This is a genomic window from Streptomyces sp. NPDC028314 (genome assembly GCF_055565795.1).
This window is the reverse complement of sequence record NZ_JBVHTP010000002.1, coordinates 446702-464468: the sequence shown is the minus strand read 5'-3', so window position 1 is coordinate 464468 and position 17767 is coordinate 446702. Positions and strand designations below refer to the sequence as shown.

General features: G+C 71.7%; 19 protein-coding genes. 5 read left to right on the top strand and 14 right to left on the bottom strand.

The genetic code is table 11. The features are described 5' to 3' along the window. Positions 1-87 precede the first annotated feature (87 nt). From ACZ4TG_RS06355 to ACZ4TG_RS06315, 9 genes are all read right to left on the bottom strand, one after another. Positions 88-792 (bottom strand): AfsR/SARP family transcriptional regulator, encoded by a 705-nt coding sequence (locus ACZ4TG_RS06355; protein ID WP_468160169.1) that lies wholly within the window; start codon positions 790-792, stop codon positions 88-90. 48 nt (positions 793-840) lie between these two features. Next, positions 841-1599: a ScbR family autoregulator-binding transcription factor gene (locus tag ACZ4TG_RS06350; protein ID WP_468160168.1), complete on the bottom strand. Its 759-nt coding sequence runs from the start codon at positions 1597-1599 to the stop codon at positions 841-843. Between the two features lie 194 nt (positions 1600-1793). Continuing rightward, positions 1794-2816 (bottom strand): class II fructose-bisphosphate aldolase, encoded by a 1023-nt coding sequence (fbaA, locus tag ACZ4TG_RS06345; RefSeq protein WP_468160167.1) that lies wholly within the window; start codon positions 2814-2816, stop codon positions 1794-1796. A 250-nt stretch (positions 2817-3066) separates the two neighbouring features. After that, entirely contained in the window at positions 3067-3630 is a 564-nt protein-coding gene (gene pyrE, locus ACZ4TG_RS06340; protein WP_468160166.1) for an orotate phosphoribosyltransferase, read from the bottom strand. 21 nt (positions 3631-3651) lie between these two features. Further along, positions 3652-4440: an aldose epimerase family protein gene (locus ACZ4TG_RS06335; protein ID WP_468160165.1), complete on the bottom strand. Its 789-nt coding sequence runs from the start codon at positions 4438-4440 to the stop codon at positions 3652-3654. 34 nt (positions 4441-4474) lie between these two features. Next, positions 4475-5410 carry an SRPBCC domain-containing protein gene (locus ACZ4TG_RS06330; RefSeq protein ID WP_468160164.1) on the bottom strand — a complete coding sequence of 312 codons (936 nt, stop codon included), beginning with the start codon at positions 5408-5410 and terminating at the stop codon, positions 4475-4477. Between the two features lie 59 nt (positions 5411-5469). After that, a complete protein-coding gene (locus ACZ4TG_RS06325; RefSeq protein WP_468160163.1) occupies positions 5470-7110 on the bottom strand; it encodes a polyamine aminopropyltransferase in 1641 nt (546 codons plus the stop codon). A gap of 146 nt (positions 7111-7256) precedes the next feature. After that, positions 7257-7811 (bottom strand): DUF2617 family protein, encoded by a 555-nt coding sequence (locus tag ACZ4TG_RS06320; RefSeq protein WP_468160162.1) that lies wholly within the window; start codon positions 7809-7811, stop codon positions 7257-7259. A 342-nt stretch (positions 7812-8153) separates the two neighbouring features. Next, on the bottom strand, positions 8154-8372 hold the full coding sequence (locus tag ACZ4TG_RS06315; RefSeq protein WP_468160161.1) for a hypothetical protein: 219 nt from the start codon (positions 8370-8372) through the stop codon (positions 8154-8156). A 127-nt stretch (positions 8373-8499) separates the two neighbouring features. Here ACZ4TG_RS06315 and ACZ4TG_RS06310 point away from each other — a divergent pair, with 127 nt between their 5' ends. Both ACZ4TG_RS06310 and ACZ4TG_RS06305 read left to right on the top strand, forming a co-directional pair. Then, on the top strand, positions 8500-9690 hold the full coding sequence (locus ACZ4TG_RS06310) for a pyridoxal phosphate-dependent aminotransferase (protein WP_468160160.1): 1191 nt from the start codon (positions 8500-8502) through the stop codon (positions 9688-9690). A 141-nt stretch (positions 9691-9831) separates the two neighbouring features. Continuing rightward, the gene (locus ACZ4TG_RS06305) at positions 9832-10986 is read left to right on the top strand and encodes a hypothetical protein (RefSeq protein ID WP_468160159.1); all 1155 of its coding nucleotides are present in this window, start codon (positions 9832-9834) and stop codon (positions 10984-10986) included. Positions 10987-10996: 10 nt separating this feature from the next. On the opposite strand, the gene ACZ4TG_RS06300 is transcribed toward ACZ4TG_RS06305, so the two are convergent. Beyond that, on the bottom strand, positions 10997-11542 hold the full coding sequence (locus tag ACZ4TG_RS06300; RefSeq protein WP_468160158.1) for a type III secretion system chaperone family protein: 546 nt from the start codon (positions 11540-11542) through the stop codon (positions 10997-10999). 136 nt (positions 11543-11678) lie between these two features. Here ACZ4TG_RS06300 and ACZ4TG_RS06295 point away from each other — a divergent pair, with 136 nt between their 5' ends. Continuing rightward, on the top strand, positions 11679-12155 hold the full coding sequence (locus tag ACZ4TG_RS06295) for a hypothetical protein (RefSeq protein ID WP_468160157.1): 477 nt from the start codon (positions 11679-11681) through the stop codon (positions 12153-12155). Between the two features lie 45 nt (positions 12156-12200). On the opposite strand, the gene clpB is transcribed toward ACZ4TG_RS06295, so the two are convergent. After that, the gene (gene clpB / locus ACZ4TG_RS06290) at positions 12201-14786 is read right to left on the bottom strand and encodes an ATP-dependent chaperone ClpB (RefSeq protein ID WP_468160156.1); all 2586 of its coding nucleotides are present in this window, start codon (positions 14784-14786) and stop codon (positions 12201-12203) included. 111 nt (positions 14787-14897) lie between these two features. Between clpB and ACZ4TG_RS06285 the strand changes: the two genes are divergently transcribed. Then, positions 14898-15317 (top strand): pyridoxamine 5'-phosphate oxidase family protein, encoded by a 420-nt coding sequence (locus ACZ4TG_RS06285; protein WP_468160155.1) that lies wholly within the window; start codon positions 14898-14900, stop codon positions 15315-15317. Between the two features lie 141 nt (positions 15318-15458). Here ACZ4TG_RS06285 and ACZ4TG_RS06280 read toward each other — a convergent pair whose 3' ends face one another. Both ACZ4TG_RS06280 and ACZ4TG_RS06275 read right to left on the bottom strand, forming a co-directional pair. Next, complete coding sequence (locus ACZ4TG_RS06280; RefSeq protein WP_267797300.1) at positions 15459-15773, bottom strand: Rieske (2Fe-2S) protein; 315 nt, start codon at positions 15771-15773, stop codon at positions 15459-15461. Beyond that, positions 15773-15982, bottom strand: coding sequence for a hypothetical protein (locus ACZ4TG_RS06275; RefSeq protein WP_468160154.1), 210 nt, complete (start codon positions 15980-15982; stop codon positions 15773-15775). The genes ACZ4TG_RS06280 and ACZ4TG_RS06275 overlap by 1 nt, the downstream gene beginning before the upstream one ends. Positions 15983-16159: 177 nt before the next feature. Here ACZ4TG_RS06275 and ACZ4TG_RS06270 point away from each other — a divergent pair, with 177 nt between their 5' ends. Next, positions 16160-17194, top strand: coding sequence for a helix-turn-helix transcriptional regulator (locus tag ACZ4TG_RS06270; RefSeq protein WP_468160153.1), 1035 nt, complete (start codon positions 16160-16162; stop codon positions 17192-17194). A gap of 111 nt (positions 17195-17305) precedes the next feature. Here ACZ4TG_RS06270 and ACZ4TG_RS06265 read toward each other — a convergent pair whose 3' ends face one another. Further along, a complete protein-coding gene (locus tag ACZ4TG_RS06265; protein ID WP_053684360.1) occupies positions 17306-17767 on the bottom strand; it encodes a heat shock protein transcriptional repressor HspR in 462 nt (153 codons plus the stop codon).

The window sequence follows — 17767 nt, the reverse complement described above, 5'->3', positions numbered from 1 at the left end:
TCCGGGCGGCGGGGGGTCAAGCGGGGGCGCGGCTTCCGGTGTCCACGCCTTGAGCGGCCCGACGGCCCAACGGCCCAACGGCCGGACCTAACCGCGGGCGGCGAGCGCGAGGGTCAGGCCGGGGACCGGCCGGGCGGCGCGCAGGGCCTCGACGCGTTCCTCGGCGCGGCGCAGGGCGGCCAGGTAGGCGCCGCCGGGCCGGTCGTGGCCGCCGAGCAGTCCGGCGAGTTCCAGCCGCAGTTCCCGGTCCCGCCCGAGGGCCAGTTCGGCTTCGACCCACTGGCCGAGCACGGAGCGCCGGTCGGTGTCGAGGGTGGCGATGCGGCCGGCCAGCCAGGGGCCCGCGTCGATGCCGTCGAGGGCGGGGCCGGTCCACAGGGCGAGGGCGTGGCGCAGCCGGCGGGCCGCCTGTTCGAAGTCGCCGCGGCCCATGGCGCGGTAGCCGGCGCCCGCCTCGCGTTCGAATTCCCGGGCGTCCGAGCGGCCGCCGCCGGTGTCGAGAACATACCCGCCGGGTCGCGCCGCCAGCACCGTTTCGGGGGTGCGTACCGAGCCGGCCCCCTGGGCCTCCGCGAAACGCTCGCGCAGGCGGCGTACGGCGGTCAGCAGGTGCGACCGGGCGTGCGCGGCCGGGGTGCGGCGGGCCAGCTCGCCGTCGAGCACCCTGACCGGTACGACCCGGTCGGGGCAGGCCGCCAGGACCGCCAGCACATGGCGGGATTCCGGTGTGGGTGCCGTGATGGGCACCCCGTTCTCGATGACGCGCAGCTCTCCGAGTACCTCAATGTCCACAGTCTTCTCCCCCTGGGCCAGGAGAAAAATAATACCCAGGAGGATCTTTTATGGAAGAGGATGCGCGGCTTCGGCTTCGGCCTCGGCCTCGGCTTCGGGGGCGGCGTCGGTGTCGGCCGGCGGCACCCCGGTCGGACAACCGGCCCCGCACTCATGGCTGCCCTGCGGCCCGAAGAGAGCGCGCGCACCCCGCCCCGGGGCGGTGTCCAGCCGGATCGCCACGGCCGGGACCACCACGTTCGGCATCACGTACGTGTACAGCTCCGAGACCTGGCGGTCCATGTCCAGGCCCAGCGTCGTGGACATCGTGTTCAGCCCGGCGTACGCGCCCACGATCAGCCTCGACGGAACCACCGGGTCCACGTTCGGCAGCAGCTCGCCGCGCCGCTTCGCCTCCGACAGCACCTCGATGTGCAGGTCGACCCACGCCTGGTAGGGCGCCGCTTTGTCCAGGTTGCGGCCGGCCCGGTCCAGGGTGAGCCGGGCGCTGGCCCGCATCAGGACGTCGTGCTGGAGCTGGTGGGAGAAGACCATCCCGATGTCCACGAACTCCTGCGCCTTGTACTCCTGCGGCAGGGCCTGCGGCTGCGCCTGGTTCTGCGCGTCTATGACGGCCTGCGCCAGCTGTTCCTTCGAATCGAAGTGGAAGTAGAGGGCGCCCTTGGTGACCTTGGCGATGTTGACGATGTCCGAGAGCTTGGCCGTGTCGTAGCCGTGCGACTCGAACACCACCGCCGCGGCCTCCAGGATGGCCTGGCGGGTGCGCACCGCCCGGTCCTGTTTCACCTGGGGTCGCTCTGTCCTCATAAATGGCGCCTCTCCTGCCCCGCCGCCATTACATAACCGCGGGTACTTTCTTGTGCGTAGATTCCACACCATCGCGGGGCAGCAGTCCACCGGCGTATGTCACCTCCGGCGGATCCGCCGGGTTTCGGACATGCGAAAGGGGTCCGTCGGCCCCTTTCGGACCGCCGGACCCCTTTACCGGGTACCGGGCCGGACTACTTCAGCTTGGTGCCGGTGGAACGCAGGTCGGTGCAGGCCTGGGCGACGCGCACGGCCATACCGGCCTCGGCGGCCTTGCCCCAGGTGCGGGGGTCGTACTTCGACTTGGTGCCGACCTCGCCGTCGACCTTCAGGACCGCGTCGTAGTTGCGGAACATGTGGTCCACGACCGGGCGGGTGAAGGCGTACTGGGTGTCGGTGTCGAGGTTCATCTTCACCACGCCGTTCTCCAGCGCGGTGGCGATCTCCTCGGCCGTCGAGCCCGAGCCGCCGTGGAAGACGAAGTCGAACGGCGAGGCCTTGCCGTACTTCTCGCCGACGCCGGCCTGGAGGTCCTTCAGGAGCTCGGGGCGCAGGACGACGTTGCCCGGCTTGTAGACGCCGTGCACGTTGCCGAAGGAGGCGGCCAGCAGGTAGCGGCCCTTCTCGCCCAGGCCCAGGGCCTCGGCGGTGCGGATCGCGTCGTCGACGGTGGTGTACAGCTCGTCGTTGATCTCGTGGCTGACGCCGTCCTCCTCGCCGCCGGTCGGGGTGATCTCGACCTCAAGGATGATCTTGGCGGCGGCGGCCTTGGCCAGCAGCTCCTGGGCGATGGCCAGGTTGTCGGCCAGGGTCTCGGCGGAGCCGTCCCACATGTGCGACTGGAAGAGCGGGTTCAGACCGCGGGCCACGCGCTCGGCGGAGACCTCGAGCAGCGGGCGGACGTAGCCGTCCAGCTTGTCCTTGGGGCAGTGGTCCGTGTGCAGCGCGACCGTGATGTCGTACTTGGCGGCGACGATGTGCGCGAACTCGGCCAGGGCGACCGCGCCGGTGACCATGTCCTTGTTGTGCTGGCCACCCAGGAACTCCGCACCACCGGTGGAGATCTGGATGATGCCGTCGCTCTCGGCCTCCGCGAAGCCGCGCAGTGCAGCGTGCAGGGTCTGGGACGAGGTCACGTTGATGGCCGGGTAGGCGAACTTGCCTGCCTTCGCCCGGTCGAGCATCTCGTTGTAGACCTCGGGGGTTGCGATGGGCATCTGTCCGCTCCTTGGATGTGCGGGGAGTGTGCTTATTGCGGGCCCTGACCTGGGGGCGACGTCACCGTCGCCCCCATCTTTCCAGACTCCGCGCTTCACTCCACCCCGCTGTCCACGCGGTGAACGCGAACCGGGCGGGACGTTTCACGTGAAACATTCCGCCCGGCGGCAAAAGACCAGGTCAAGACCCGGCACGGGATCTGCGAGGACCTTGGCCCCCAGTTGTTCCGAGCCCTGGTCGAGCCAGTACCTAGGACAGGCCGAGGTCCTGGAGCTGGTATCCGGTGAGGTACGGCAGGCCCGCCTCGGCGATGGCGCCGGCCGCGCCGCGGTCCACGATCGTGGCGACGGCGACGACCTCGCCGCCGGCCTCACGGACCGCCTCGACGGCGGTCAGCGGGGACCCGCCGGTGGTCGAGGTGTCCTCGACCACCAGGCAGCGCTTGCCCTTGACGTCGGTGCCCTCGATGCGGCGCTGCATGCCGTGCGCCTTCTGCGCCTTGCGGACGACGAAGGCGTCCAGGCGCTCGCCGCGCGCGGCGGAGGCGTGCAGCATCGAGGTCGCGACCGGGTCGGCGCCCAGGGTCAGACCGCCGACGCAGTCGAAGTCGAGGTCCGCGGTCAGGTCGAGCATGACCTGACCGACCAGCGGGGCGGCCTCGCCGTCGAGGGTGATCCGGCGGAGGTCGATGTAGTAGTCGGCTTCCCGCCCGGAGGAGAGGGTCACCTTGCCGTGCACGACGGCCTTGTCCTTGATCTGCTGCAGAAGCGCATCGCGTGTGCCGGACGGCGTTACTTCATTGACGTCACTCATGACCCCGAGCTTAATTGCGCGCTAACCGAGCCGCCGCCACGTCCACGTCGTGGAGATCTCCAGCGGATCCACGGGCGTGACCAGCTGCGGGAGGGTGTTCAGCCCGTTCGGCGGGCCGGACTGGGGCTCGACGCAGACGGCCTCGGGCTGCTCGTCGTAGACGACCACCCATTCGGCCCGGCTGGTGATGCTGAGCTCCAGCGCACCGGGCCACGTGAGGGTGACGTCGACGCCCTCGGGCATGCCGAAGCAGTCGTCCCAGGGGCCCGGCTTCGGGTCGATGCGGTGGCCGGTGGGCAGGTGGTCGGATCCGCGCTCCTCCTGCCAGGCCGGTTCGAAGCCGATCCGGACTTCCTGGCCGTCGGCGGCCAGGGTCCGGTTGAACCACGGGTGCCAGCCCGCCTGGGCCGGGAAGGAGCTCTCGTACGTCTCCACGCCCATGGTGAGCGTCAGCGCGTCCTCGGCCAGCTCGAAGATCTGGGTCACCTTGCCGCTGTACGGCCACGGGTCGGCGAGGTCGAACGTGAAGGCGGCGCGGGTGTCGCCGACGCCGCCCGGGCGCCAGGCCGCGTCGCGGCCGAAGCCGTGGATGGCGTGCGGCGGGTGGTTGAGCGGCAGCCGGTGCACGGTCGCGCCGTCCCGGAACCGGCCGTTGGCGGTGCGCCCGCACCACGGAACCATCGGGAAGGACCCGTACTTGGGGCCCTGGCGAAGGAGTTCGGTCCCGTCGACGCGCAGACTGCTGATCCGGCAGCCGCTCTCCTGGTCGATCGTCAGCTCGGCGCCGCCGGCGCTCAGTCGCGTACTCATACCGCCGACCCTAAAGGGAGCCGGGCCCGCCTCCCTAGCGCCGGCGGCGCAACACCCGGCCCACGACCACGGCGGACGCAACGGCCAGCGCCGCGGCGGGGGCCAGCCAGCGCAGGCTGACTCCGGCCGCACCGGCGGAGGGAGCCGGGACCGGGGCGTAACGGCCGCGCGGGGGCGCGTGGTCGACCTCCTCGGCGCTGCGGCCGATCATCGTGCGGCGGGCGTGGGCGGCTTCGGCCGGCGGGCGCGCGGGGCTGCCGAGGTCGCCCAGCTCACCGAACTCGCCTCCGACGAAGGGGTCGAGGGAAGGCGGCGGCACGTCGGCGTCGAACACCGAGGCGGTGACCTCGGTGACGCCGTCCTCGTCGTCCTCGTCGTCCTCGTCGTCCTCGATGCCCTCGATGCCCTCGATGCCCTCGATGCCGTCGGCGGTGTCCACGTCGTCGGCGTCCTCGAAGCCGTCGGCCTCCTCGAAACCCGCTGCGGCGTCGGCCTCCGCGGCCTCGGCCACCGGGTCCGCCACCGGCTCCGCCTCCGGGGCGGTCGCCGCCGCGCCGAGGTTCGCGGCGGTCCGCTCCAGCAGGCGCTGCACCGCCGTGGCGGTGGCCTCGGGGGCGAAGCCGGCGGCCCGCCCGTCGGCGGTGGCCTCGCCGGTGAACTCCAGCCGGGTCCCGTCCCCCTGCGGGAAGAGCCGCAGCACGAGCGAGAAGGTGACCGTGCCGCTGCCCCGCGCCTCGGCGCCCTCGCCCTCGACGCCGAATCGGTCGGGGTCCCGCTCGGTGAGGGCCAGGGCCCCCCGGTAGGTCACGGTGTGCCCGCCGACCCGCACCCGCAGCCGGCCCGACAGCGGCCCGGATTCGGCGTCGGCGTCCTGCTGGAGCCCGGGTACGCAGCGGGCGACCCGGGCGGGATCGCGCAGCACGGTGCGGAGGTCGGCTGCGGGTACCGGAACGAACACCTGATGCTCCATGTGGTCGAGCCTACCGACGAGACCGGCCCGAGCACCCGGTCCCGCACCAAGAGCCGGCCCTAGGAATACCTCGGGTGCGGGAGGGTGGAGGGCGGCAGGCCGTCCACGCGGGTCCTTTCGGCGTCCCGGGCGGCGTCCTGGAGGGCCAGGGTGGACACCGAGCGGAGCCCGGGCGTGTCACGGTCCACCCGCAGGGCGGGGACGGCGGCGCGGGCGGCGAGGACGAAGCCCCAGTCCTGCGGCGGGGAGGCGCTGCCGCCGAGGGTCCGGTCGGGGCCGGCGGCGAAGCCGGTGAGGCGGCCGCCCGCGCTGTAGGGGGCGGTCCGCAGGCCGGCCGCGCGCAGGGTGGACTCGACCGTCCAGTAGGTGTGCGGCCGGGTGGTGAGCGGTCCCGCGTGCACGGCGATCCGGCCGCCGGGGCTCAGGGCCCGCGCGGCCAGCCCGTAGAACTCCTGCGAGTACAGCTTCGTGCTGGGGGTGATGGCCGGGTCCGGGAGGTCGGACAGGATGACGTCGAAGCGGTCCCGCGCGGCCGGGCCGCGCAGCCAGCGGAACGCGTCCTGCGTGACGACGCCGAGGCGGGGGTCCTCGTACGCCCCGCCGTTGAGCCGGGAGAGCATCGGGTCGGTGCGGGCCAGCCGGACCACGCCGGGGTCGAGCTCCACCACGGTGACGGAGGCGACGTCCCGGTAGCGCAGCACCTCGCGGGCGGCGAGCCCGTCACCGCCGCCGAGTACGAGGACGCGGGCGTGCGGGCCGGTCATCGCGGGGTGCACCAGGGCCTCGTGGTAGCGGTACTCGTCGTAGCCGCTGACCCGCAGCCGCCCGTCGAGGTACAGGTCGAGCGAGCGCGGGGAGCCGGTGCCGGGCCCGGTGAGCACCAGTTCCTGCACGCCGGTCTGCACGGCGACCCGGACCTCCCCGCCGTAGACGGCGCGCCGGGCGACCCGCTCGAAGTCGTCGGCGAGGACGGTCGCGGAGGCGAGTACGGCCAGGACGGTCACGTTCGCGGCGATCAGCACCCAGCGGCCGCGCCGGCTGAGGTCGCGGCGGAACAGCCACAGCACGAGCCCGCCGCCGACGCCCGTGTTGACGGTGCCGGTGAGCATCGCGCCGGTGAGCTGGCCGAGCACCGGGAGCAGCAGGAACGGGAACGCGAGCCCGCCGACCAGGGCGCCCACGTAGTCGGCGGCGAACAGGTCCGCGACGGCCCCGCCCGCGTCCTGCCGGCGGATCCGCTGGATCAGGACCATCAGCAGCGGGATCTCCGCGCCGATGAGCACCCCGATGGCGAAGGAGAAGGCGACGAGCGCGGGCCGGGACTCCCCCAGCCACGCGAAGCTCGCGTACAGGGCCATGGCGGAGAGCCCGCCGAGCAGGGCGAGCGCGGCTTCGATGGCGCCGAAGCCGAACGCGGGCCGTCTCCTGAGGCGTTTGGCGAGGAGCGAGCCGACGCCCATGGCGAAGACCATGACGGACAGCACGACCGACGCCTGGGTGACGGAGTCGCCGATGAGGTAGGAGCCGAGGGCGAGGAGCTCCAGTTCGTACACGAGCCCGCAGGCGGCGCATACGAACACGGTGGCCAGGACGAGGAGCCGGCCGGTCCTGGGCCGTACGGGCAGGGCGGCCGGACGGGTCGCCACGCCCCGTGACTCCGGAGCCGGCAGTACCCGGCGCGGGACGGAACGGTCGATCATGCAGCGAACCGTACGTCACCACCCACGTGCACCCTGTCACCCACATGGGTGCAAGTGAGGTGCTGGTCCAGCCAGTTGGCGTAACCGCGGCGCGACCGCCGGAGCGGTTGCGCCAAGGCGCCACGGCGCCCGCGCGGGCGGCCGCGCTACAGCGACGAAGCGGCGGCCGACTCCAGGGCCGACCCGGCCGGCGCGCCCATCCGTACGCCCACCCGGGTGCGGGTTGCCACCAACTGGCCCTCCTGCGGGTACGCGTGCCAGGTCCGCCAGCGCACCTGGCCCTCGAAGCGTTGCGCCAGCATGGCGGTGAAGGCGTGCGGGCTGCCCGGGAAGGTCCCCGCGAGCCCGTTCGGGTGATCCGCGACCAGCGCGAGCAGTTCCTGCGCCCGCCCCGCGAACGAACCGCGCGACAGGGTCTCGACCCGCGCGGCGAACTCGTACTCCCAGTCGCCCACCCGCTTGGCCACGCCGAGCGGCAGCGGCGTACTGCTGCCGGGCATACAGGCGACCGTCTCCGAGCAGAGCACCTCCCCCTCCTCCAGAAGGACCTGATGGGAGGCCCCGAGCAGGCGCAGCTCCACCTTCGCGCCGGCGAGCTCGAGGTTCAGTACGGCCAGGGCGGGCAGCCGCTCCCGTCCCAGGGCCCAGGCGAGATCGGCGGCACGCGTGTCGGTATAGGTGGTCTGGAGGGTCGTGAGCATGAGTCGGCTCCGCAAACGCGCGAGGGAGAGGTGGCCGGGGCCCGCCAGCGGTGGTCAACGGGTGGGGGGACAGCGGCACGGGTCCACAGGGAGTCCAGGGAGGTCCGAGGACTGGTCTACTCAACCGAGGGAATCATGAAAGGCACGGCACTCACAGCGTTTTTACCCAACTTGACGGGGTTTACATCCCCCCGGGGGCTACACAGTTCACGTGTTCAACAACATGCCGCCCGTACGCCGTAACGCACAGCCGAACAAGGAGACGCCCGAGGGAAGTTGTCCCCGCTGGGCGCCTCCTTTACGCAGGGTCGGGCGCACCGTCCTGCGGCGCGCCCCCGTCCCTCAGCTGGACCCGCCGCCGCAGCCCCCGCCGCCCCCACAGGAGGACGAGGACCCGCACGAGGACGAGGAACCGCAGGACGAGCCGCCGGAGGAGCCGCCTCCGGCCCACCAGCTGCCTCCGCTGCCGTCGCCGCTCCCGCCCGAGCCGCCCCCCGACTTCACCGCCACGACGATGATCGCCACCACGACAAGACCGATGATCACTACGAACAGCGCCATCTCCTGGCCCCTCTCTGACACCCCGGTCGCCCGGGGTCCGGGATCCCCGCGTCCCGTGTGCCAGGGGGATGCCCACCGGCCACCAGCGCCAAAGCACACTTGAGCAACTCCAGAGCTTCCCCGCAGGATGGCGACCATGAGCGCACCCGCGGCCGGCAGCCGCCCCTTCCTCAACCGCCGCCTGGCGGCCTTCGGCACGACGATCTTCGCGGAGATGTCCGCGCTGGCGGCCCGGACCGGCTCGATCAACCTGGGCCAGGGCTTCCCGGACACCGACGGCCCCGCCGAGATCGCGGAGGCGGCCGTCCGCGCGATCCGGGACGGCAAGGGCAACCAGTACCCGCCGGGCCCGGGCGTCCCGGAGCTCCGCGCCGCGATCGCGCACCACCAGCAGCGCTTCTACGGGCTCGCCTACGACCCGGACACCGAGGTCCTGGTGACGGCGGGCGCCACGGAGGCCATCGCGGCCGCCCTGCTGGCCCTCCTCGAACCGGGTGACGAGGTCATCGCCCTGGAGCCCTTCTACGACTCCTACGCCGCCTGCATCGCCATGGCGGGCGCCGTCCGCGTCCCGCTGACCCTGCGCGCGCCGGACTTCCGCCTCGACGTGGACGCCCTGCGCGCCGCCGTCACCCCGCGCACCCGGCTGCTGCTCCTGAACACCCCGCACAACCCGACGGGCACGGTGCTGACCCCGCAGGAACTGGCGGCCGTCGCCGAGCTCGCGGTCGAACGGGACCTGCTGGTCGTCACCGACGAGGTCTACGAGCACCTGGTGTTCGAGGGCTCGCACACCCCGCTGGCCTCGCTCCCGGGCATGCGCGAGCGCACGGTGACCATCTCCTCGGCCGGCAAGACCTTCTCCTTCACCGGCTGGAAGGTCGGCTGGATCACCGCCCCGCCCGCCCTGACCACGGCGGTCCGCTCCGCGAAGCAGTTCCTGACGTACGTCTCCTCGGGGCCGTTCCAGTACGCGATCGCCGAGGCCCTGGCCCTGCCGGACACGTACTACGACGGCTTCCGCGCGGACCTCGCCGCCAAGCGCGACCTCCTCGCCGACGGGCTGACGGCGGCGGGCTTCGAGGTCTTCCGCCCGCAGGGCACGTACTTCATCACCACCGACATCACCCCGCTGGGGGAGAAGGACGGCCTCGCCTTCTGCCGCGCCCTCCCCACCCGCTGCGGCGTCGTGGCCATCCCCAACCAGGTCTTCTACGACGACAAGTCCGCCGGCGCCACCCAGGTCCGCTGGGCCTTCTGCAAGCGGACCGGCGTGCTGGAGGACGCGGTGGACCGCCTCAAGCGGCTGGCGCCCTGACGGGCGCCGGTGGGAGGCCGCCGGTGCCTGCCGCCCGGTCGAACGGCGGGGTGAAGAGCGTGGCCGAACGGCCGCCGGGGGTCTCGTCCTCGTAGTGTTCCTCCATCGTGGCGACGCCGGTCCACGGGAGATCCAGGAGACATGTCGACGGTGACGACGGTTGCGACGCTGTCCGCGCGGCCGCCCGGCGCCCGGACGGCGGCGGCCCCGGCGGCCGTGGTCGCGCTCGGGGTGTTCGCCGCCGTACGCGGCGCCGGGGCGCTGGTGATCGCCGCGGGCGCCTGGTGGGCCGGGCGGGATCCGGTCCGGGTGCTCGGGGCGTCCTGGGACTCCGTCTGGTACCTCGGGATCGCCGCCCACGGGTACGGGCGGACCCAGATGTGGGCCGCCACCGGATCGGTGCAGAGCGACTACGCCTTCTTCCCGCTGTACCCCGTCCTGCTGAAGCTGGCCGGGGGCACCGCCCTCGCCGGGCTGACGGTGGCGTGGACGGCGGCGGCCGTGGCCGCCCTCGGGGTCTACCGGGTCGGGGAGCGGCTGCTGGGGGCCCGCGCAGGGGTGCTGCTGGTCGCACTGTGGGCGGCCCTGCCGCACTCGGTGGTGCTCGGCCTCGCGTACACCGAGGCGCTGCTCGCCGCGTTCGCCGCCTGGACCCTGTACGCCCTGCTGCGCGAGCGCTGGCTCTGGGCGGCCGGCCTCGCGGTGCTCGCCGGGCTGACCCGGCCCACCGGGATCGCCGTCGCGGCCGCCGTGTCCCTGGCGGCCCTGCACGCGGTGGCCGTACGGGGCTCCCGCGCGCCCGCGGTGTGGGCGGCCGGGCTGCTGGCCCCCGCGGGCTGGGCCTCGTACGTCCTCGCCGTGGGCGTGCGCAAGGGCGATCCGCTCGGCGGGTACTTCACCGTCCAGCGGCGCTGGGGCTCGCGCTTCGACTTCGGCGAGGGTGCGGTGCGCTCCACCGAGAAGGTGCTGACCGGCGGGAACGTGCCGCTGGCCACCACCGTCACGGTCGTGGTGCTGGCCGTGGCCGCGCTGCTGGCGGCGGCGCTGGTGCTGGACCGGACCCCGCTGCCGCTGCTCGCGTACACGGGGGTGCTGATGCTGATCACCTTCGGCGGAGCCGGGTTCTTCGAGTCGAAGCCGCGCTTCCTGCTGCCGGCGTTCCCGCTGCTGCTGCCGATGGCCGCCGTCATGGCGAGAGCCCGGCCGCGCACCGCGGTCGTGGTGACCGCGGTGCTGGCCGGGCTCTCCTACGGCTACGGGGTGTACCTGCTCCTCGTGGCGCGCGTGCCCTTGTGAGGGCGGCCGACTAGCTGTTGCTCTCGTCGCCCTTGTCGTCCTCGCCCTCGGCGGAGTCGACGTCCTTCTCGAGGCCGAGCTGCTCGATGAGCCACTTGTCGAACTCGATCGAGGCACGGACCCAGCTGACCGTGGAGGACACGAAGTGCTCCAGGTTGACGCCGGTGCCGATCAGCATCTGCGCCTCGCCGATCAGGCGGACCGAGCCGTCGTCGTGGGTGTGGCTGTAGACCTTGGGCCACAGGGTGCGGCGGTTCCAGTCGTCGATCGTTTCGAGGAGCTGCGGCTTGTCCTCGATGTCGTGCGGACGGTCGTAGAAGGTCCGCACCGAGAAGACCTGCTGCTCGTCCTCGCCGCGGAACATGAAGTACGTGCGGAACTCCTCCCACGGCGCCGCGAGGTCTCCCTCGTCGTCGACGACGTACTTGAGCTCCATCTGCTCCAGCAGCTGCTTGACCAGATCCTGGTCGGGGACGACGGGGCCCGCCGGTCCTGTGGCCTGCGGATCGGGCTGCTGCCCTCCGAAGTTCGGAATCGAGGCCGGGTCGATGCTCACCGTGTACTTCCCTTCGTGCGGATACCGTCATCCTCCCCCATCGCTCCTACCCCGTGTCCAGCCCCGCACGTACGATCCGCTCCAGGCGGACACGAGTAGGACTCAGGTAAGGAAGACGATGCCGATACCGGGCGGTATGAAGCCGGCCACGAAGGTACTCCTCGCGGTGGCGGTGAGCGTGCTGATCCCGGTGGCGACGCTGGCCACGGCCCTGGCCGTGCAGCCCGGCGAGGAGGATCTGAGCGAGTGGACCGGCCGGGCCGGCACGGGCATCGACTGCGCGGAGGCGGCGGAATTCGCCCGTTTCGCCCTGCCGCCCAGCGCGGAGGACGGGAGCTGCCGGCAGATCGAGGGCGAGGACGGCCACGTCAAGGTGCGCGGCTCGTTCCGCATGCACCACGTCGCCGTCGAGGACTGGGTGGCGTCCTTCCCGCACCAGGGGGATCCGGTCGCCTGCCCCGGGCCGCGGCCCGAGGGCTACGACCCGGAGTCCGAGGCGTGCATGACGCTCGTCCACCCCGATCCGGAGCCGGGCCGGTCGGCCTGGCTCTGGATGCGGATCACCCCGGAGGTGGGGTACACCACCCGGGTCCGCTTCGAGGCGACGGGCTGAGCAGCGGGCGGCGGGCGCCGTGGCGGCCCGCCGGCGGGGCTGTCCCTACAGGGCCTTGCCGACCAGCAGGTCGTCGCCGGCCACGTCGACCCGTACGGTGTCGCCGTCCCTGACCTCGCCGGACAGGATCTCCTTGGCCAGGCGGTCCCCGATGGCCGTCTGGATCAGGCGGCGCAGCGGGCGGGCGCCGTACGCCGGGTCGTTGCCCTTGTCCGCGAGCCAGGCCAGGGCTTCGGGGGTGACGTCCAGGGTCAGGCGGCGGTCGGCCAGCCGCTTGGCGAGGCGGCCGATCTGGAGGTCGGCGATGTGCGCCAGCTCGTCCCTGGTCAGCGCGGAGAAGACGACCAGGTCGTCGAGGCGGTTGAGGAACTCGGGCTTGAAGGAGGCGCGGACCACGTCCAGCACCCGGGCCTTCTTGTCCTCGTCCGAGGTCGCCGGGTCCACCAGGAACTGGCTGCCCAGGTTCGAGGTGAGGACCAGGATGGTGTTGCGGAAGTCCACGGTGCGGCCCTGGCCGTCCGTGAGGCGGCCGTCGTCGAGGACCTGGAGCAGGATGTCGAAGACCTCGGGGTGGGCCTTCTCGACTTCGTCCAGCAGGACGACGCTGTACGGGCGGCGGCGGACGGCCTCGGTGAGCTGGCCGCCCTCCTCGTAGCCGACGTAGCCGGGCGGGGCGCCGACCAGGCGGGCCACGCTGTGCTTCTCGCCGTACTCCGACATGTCGATGCGGACCATGGCCCGCTCGTCGTCGAAGAGGAAGTCCGCGAGGGCCTTGGCCAGCTCGGTCTTGCCCACGCCCGTCGGGCCGAGGAAGAGGAACGAGCCGGTCGGGCGGTCCGGGTCGGCGATTCCGGCGCGGGTGCGGCGTACGGCGTCGGAGACGGCCCTTACGGCCTCGGACTGGCCGATCAGACGGCGGCCCAGCTCCTCCTCCATGCGCAGGAGCTTCTGGGTCTCGCCCTCCAGCAGCCGGCCTGCCGGGATGCCGGTCCAGGCGCCGACCACGTCCGCGATGTCGTCGGGGCCGACCTCGTCCTTGACCATCGTGTCCTTGGAGACCTCGGCCTCGGCCTCGGTGGCCTCCGCCAGCTCGCGCTCCAGGGCCGGGATCTCCCCGTAGAGCAGCTGCGAGGCGGCGTCGAAGTCCCCGTCGCGCTGGGCCCGCTCGGCCTGGCCTCGCAGGTCGTCCAGACGCTCCTTGAGCTCACCGACGCGGTTGAGGGACTGCTTCTCCTTCTCCCAGCGCGCGGTGAGGCCCCGCAGGTCCTCCTCCTTGTCGGCGAGGTCCTTGCGGATCTTCTCCAGGCGTTCGAGGGAGGCCGGGTCGGACTCGTTCTTCAGCGCCAGCTCCTCCATGCGCAGCCGGTCCACGGAGCGCTGGAGCTCGTCGATCTCCAGCGGGGAGGAGTCGATCTCCATGCGCAGCCGGGACGCGGCCTCGTCGACGAGGTCGATGGCCTTGTCGGGGAGGAAGCGGGAGGTGATGTACCGGTCGGAGAGGGTGGCCGCGGCCACCAGTGCGCTGTCGTTGATGACCACCTTGTGGTGGGCTTCGTAGCGGCCCTTGAGGCCGCGCAGGATCGCGATGGTGTCCTCGACGGAGGGCTCGGCGACCAGCACCTGCTGGAAGCGGCGCTCCAGCGCCGGGTCCTTCTCGATCCGCTCGCGGTACTCGTCGAGCGTGGTCGCGCCGACCATCCGCAGCTCGCCGCGGGCCAGCATGGGCTTGAGCATGTTGCCCGCGTCCATGGCGGAGTCCCCGCCGGCGCCCGCGCCGACGACGGTGTGCAGCTCGTCGATGAAGGTGATGATCTGGCCGTCGCTGGACTTGATCTCCGCGAGGACGGTCTTGAGCCGCTCTTCGAACTCGCCGCGGTACTTGGCGCCGGCCACCATCGCGCCGAGATCGAGGGCGACGAGCCGCTTGTTCTTCAGGGACTCGGGGACGTCGCCCTTGACGATGCGCTGGGCCAGGCCCTCGACGACGGCGGTCTTGCCGACGCCGGGCTCGCCGATGAGGACCGGGTTGTTCTTCGTACGGCGCGAGAGGACCTGGACGACGCGCCGGATCTCCTGGTCGCGGCCGATGACGGGGTCGAGCTTGCCCTCGCGGGCCGCCGCCGTGAAATCGGTGCCGAACTTCTCCAGGGCCTTGTACTGGCCCTCCGGATCGGGGGTGGTCACCCGCCGTCCTCCTCGTGCGTTCTCGAATGCGGCCAGCAGCTTCTTCGCGGTCGCGCCCTGGTCGGAAAGGACCTCACCGGCCGCGCCGCCCTTGGCGGCGAGGGCGATGAGCAGGTGTTCGGTGGAGAGGTACTCGTCACCGAGCTTTCCGGCCTCGGCGTCGGCCTCGGCGAGGACGGCGAGCAGCTCACGGGTGGGCTGCGGCGGCGCGACGGTGGAGCCGGTGACGCTGGGCAGGGCGGCCAGCAGCCGCTCCGCGCCGGCGCGTACGGCGGCCTGGTCGGCCTCGGTCGCGGCGAGCAGGTCGGTGATGTTCTCGTTGTCCTCGCCGGCGAGCAGGGCCAGCAGCAGGTGCGCGGGGGTCAGATCCGGGTGGCCGTCCTTGACGGCCCTGCTGGTGGCTGCGTTCAGCGCGTCCCGGCTCTTGTTGGTCAGCTCGGCGTCCACTGCGGCTTTCTCCTCTCCGTCACGTTTCAGGGTGTGACACGTTCAGCGTGCACAAAGTTGAGTCTATTCCACTCAAGGCGGTGAACGGGGCCGCATCGTACTCTTCGGCCCATGCCTGGTTCGAAGACAGCCCATGACGTACTCAACCCGACGCCCGAGTACCTCGCCTTCTGGCGGGAGCGGCACGTCTGCACCCTGACCACCCCGCGGCCCGACGGCAGCCCGCACGTGGTGCCGGTGGGCGTGACGTACGACCCGGAGGCGGGGCTCGCGCGGGTGATCAGCAACAGGCACAGCAAGAAGATCCGCAACGTCCTGGACGCGCCGGGCGGGGCGGCGCGGGTCGCGGTGTGCCAGATGGAGGGACGGCGCTGGGCCACCCTGGAGGGGCGCGCGGTGATCCGTACGGACGAGGCCTCGGTGGCCGAGGCGGTGGCGCGCTACGCGCAGCGGTACGGGCGGACGCCTTCGCCGAACCCGGACCGGGTGGTCCTGGAGATCACCCTGGACCGGGCGATGGGGCGGGCCTAGAGCAGGCCTGACGCGGAAACTTGTTTGTCTTGTTCAACCACTGGACGGAGACAGCACAACGGCGCCATCGTGGTCAGGTCCACGATGGCGCCGTTGTGTGGGGGTAGCGCCTGAGCGATCTGCAACGACGGGGGAATCGCTTCAGGCACTGCGGGGGGTGGCGGCGGTGATATCGGGTTCAAAGAGCTGGTGGTCGCGCTGATCGAGGTTGACGAAGACCATGCCGTACCGCACTTCGCAGCGGACGGGCTGCGGTGCGCCCCGGGGGCGGCGCAGACAGCGGTAGGCGCGGACGTCTTCGTCCTCCTCGCGCACGACGACGATGGGCTGGCCGAACAGGGTGACCATCAACGAGTCGCCGGCGTGGGGGATCGCCGTGGCGAGATCGATGAACTGCCACCCGGACCGGTACGCCGAAGCCATCTCGCGCCGGAAGTCTCGGTCGTCGGGGGTCATCAGGCGGCCATCGCAGGCAGAGCGGTCCAACCGGAGTCGGACGCGGCGGCCGGCTTGTTGGTCCAGCCGCTGTCCGACTTGACCTTCGTACCGGCGGTCTTGCCGGAGTCGCTGACCGGTGGGGTGGTCCAGCCACTGTCCGACTCGCCCGTCGAGCCGCTGGTCCAGCCGCTGTCTATGGCCAGAGCGCCCCCCGCCTCACTCTGCACGGCACTGACTGCTCCAAAGGCCGCAACAGCGGAGAAAACAACGGCAAGCGCCGAGCGAAGCATTCTCTTATACATGGTCGGCTTCGTCCTCACTTGATGGAATCCTCTCCCCCGCCTGACAGACGATGGCTCATTCAGGCACGTCAATGCCACAGGGACGATGCATCATGTTCTTGCATGTTCAGGACCCTGGGGGGTGGAGATTTGCCCAAAAGTGCGACAAACCCGACACATCCCCACTCCGTCACGTCCCTGTGCGCCGAGGGAACGCGGCTGTACGCGGCGGCGCTCAGCACCGGCCGGATCGCTCGGAGCGAGGTTCAGCAGGCCCCCTGCCTGCTTGAATTCGCCCTACTGCAGCCCGACCCTGATGACGCGAACCAACTGCGTCCGGTTCCCCCATCCGTCGCTCTGGCGCAACGGCTGCATCCGATTGAACGCGAGATCCAGGACCGTCGTCGCACCGCTGTAGATCTCACCGATGCTTTCGAGCCGTTTCTGACCATCAGTGCGCAGAACCCGGCCAACACCCACGCCATCACGGTGCTGGAGGGCTTCGACCGCATCAACGCGGCCCTCGACCTGGCCACCGCGGACTGCCACACGGAGATGCTGACGGTCCAGCCGGGCGGCGCCAGGCCCTCGCTCGCCCTCACCCAGGCGCTGGAACGGGACGCCCCGCTGATCGACCGGGGCATCAGCATCCGGACCCTCTACCAGCACACCGCGCGGCACAGCCAGGGCACGCTCGCCTACGTGGACCGCATCTCCGCGGGCAAGGTGGAGATCCGCACGCTGGAGGAGCTCATCGAGCGGCTCATCATCTTCGACCGCACCGTGGCCTTCATCCCGGTGAGCGACGACCGGCGGGTGGCGCTCGAACTGCGGCACCCGGGGCTGGTCGACTACCTCATCAAGGTGTTCGAGCAGCTCTGGCGGCGCGCTGTGCCCCTCAGCGAAGAGGTGACGTACACGCACATGCACGACGGGATTTCCGGCGTGCAGAGGTCCATCGCGCAGCTTCTGGTCGAGGGCCACGTGGACGAGGCGATCGCGCGCCGGCTGGGGATGAACGTACGGACCTGCCGCGCGCACATCGCCAAGCTGGCCACCGCCCTCGGCAGCGGCAGCCGGGCCCAGCTCGGCTTCCTCATCGCCCAGTCGGGGATCCTGCACAGCACGGAGCCCCACCTGCCGGAGGACGAGGCCTGAGACGAACGCCGAAGGCCCCGCCCGGGGATCCGGGCGGGGCCTTCGGTCAAGAGCCTCCGGGCAGAGCCTTTGGTCAGGGCCTTCGAGCGGGCGCGAGTGGCGTTGCCCGTCTCAGTCCATCGGGCGCTTGGGGCGCCAGACGACCAGGGCGCTCCCCGGCTGCGGCGGCTGGTACGGGACCAGGTCGCGGCGGTACGAGGCGTGCACCTGGGCCTCGCGGGCCTGGAGGGCGGCCGCCGCACCGTCCACAGCTGTGGACAGTTCGGCCACGCGCTGCTGGAGGGCCGCGACCTGGTTCTCCAGTTCGATGATCCGCTTGATGCCCGCGAGGTTGATGCCCTCGTCCTGGGACAGCGCCTGCACCGTGCGGAGCAGTTCGATGTCCCTGGCCGAATATCGCCGTCCGCGGCCGGCCGTACGGTCCGGTGAGACCAGGCCGAGGCGGTCGTACTGGCGGAGGGTCTGCGGATGCAGCCCCGAGAGCTGGGCGGCCACCGAGATCACATAGACCGGGGTCTCATCGGTGAGCTGGTAAGCCCCACCCAATCGAGACTGTCTGCGGCGGCCGTCCAT

What these genes read in the sequence shown, in the direction of transcription:
- fbaA (WP_468160167.1), bottom strand. Translation starts at nt 2,816, where the DNA reads ATGCCCATCGCAACCCCCGAGGTCTACAACGAGATGCTCGACCGGGCG.
- ACZ4TG_RS06270 (WP_468160153.1), top strand. Translation starts at nt 16,160, where the DNA reads ATGTTCAGGACCCTGGGGGGTGGAGATTTGCCCAAAAGTGCGACAAAC.
- ACZ4TG_RS06280 (WP_267797300.1), bottom strand. Translation starts at nt 15,773, where the DNA reads ATGACCCCCGACGACCGAGACTTCCGGCGCGAGATGGCTTCGGCGTAC.
- ACZ4TG_RS06265 (WP_053684360.1), bottom strand. Translation starts at nt 17,767, where the DNA reads ATGGACGGCCGCCGCAGACAGTCTCGATTGGGTGGGGCTTACCAGCTC.
- ACZ4TG_RS06295 (WP_468160157.1), top strand. Translation starts at nt 11,679, where the DNA reads ATGAAGCCGGCCACGAAGGTACTCCTCGCGGTGGCGGTGAGCGTGCTG.
- ACZ4TG_RS06350 (WP_468160168.1), bottom strand. Translation starts at nt 1,599, where the DNA reads ATGAGGACAGAGCGACCCCAGGTGAAACAGGACCGGGCGGTGCGCACC.
- ACZ4TG_RS06310 (WP_468160160.1), top strand. Translation starts at nt 8,500, where the DNA reads ATGGCGACCATGAGCGCACCCGCGGCCGGCAGCCGCCCCTTCCTCAAC.
- ACZ4TG_RS06320 (WP_468160162.1), bottom strand. Translation starts at nt 7,811, where the DNA reads ATGCTCACGACCCTCCAGACCACCTATACCGACACGCGTGCCGCCGAT.
- ACZ4TG_RS06305 (WP_468160159.1), top strand. Translation starts at nt 9,832, where the DNA reads ATGTCGACGGTGACGACGGTTGCGACGCTGTCCGCGCGGCCGCCCGGC.
- ACZ4TG_RS06330 (WP_468160164.1), bottom strand. Translation starts at nt 5,410, where the DNA reads ATGGAGCATCAGGTGTTCGTTCCGGTACCCGCAGCCGACCTCCGCACC.
- ACZ4TG_RS06325 (WP_468160163.1), bottom strand. Translation starts at nt 7,110, where the DNA reads ATGATCGACCGTTCCGTCCCGCGCCGGGTACTGCCGGCTCCGGAGTCA.
- pyrE (WP_468160166.1), bottom strand. Translation starts at nt 3,630, where the DNA reads ATGAGTGACGTCAATGAAGTAACGCCGTCCGGCACACGCGATGCGCTT.
- ACZ4TG_RS06285 (WP_468160155.1), top strand. Translation starts at nt 14,898, where the DNA reads ATGCCTGGTTCGAAGACAGCCCATGACGTACTCAACCCGACGCCCGAG.
- ACZ4TG_RS06315 (WP_468160161.1), bottom strand. Translation starts at nt 8,372, where the DNA reads ATGGCGCTGTTCGTAGTGATCATCGGTCTTGTCGTGGTGGCGATCATC.
- ACZ4TG_RS06335 (WP_468160165.1), bottom strand. Translation starts at nt 4,440, where the DNA reads ATGAGTACGCGACTGAGCGCCGGCGGCGCCGAGCTGACGATCGACCAG.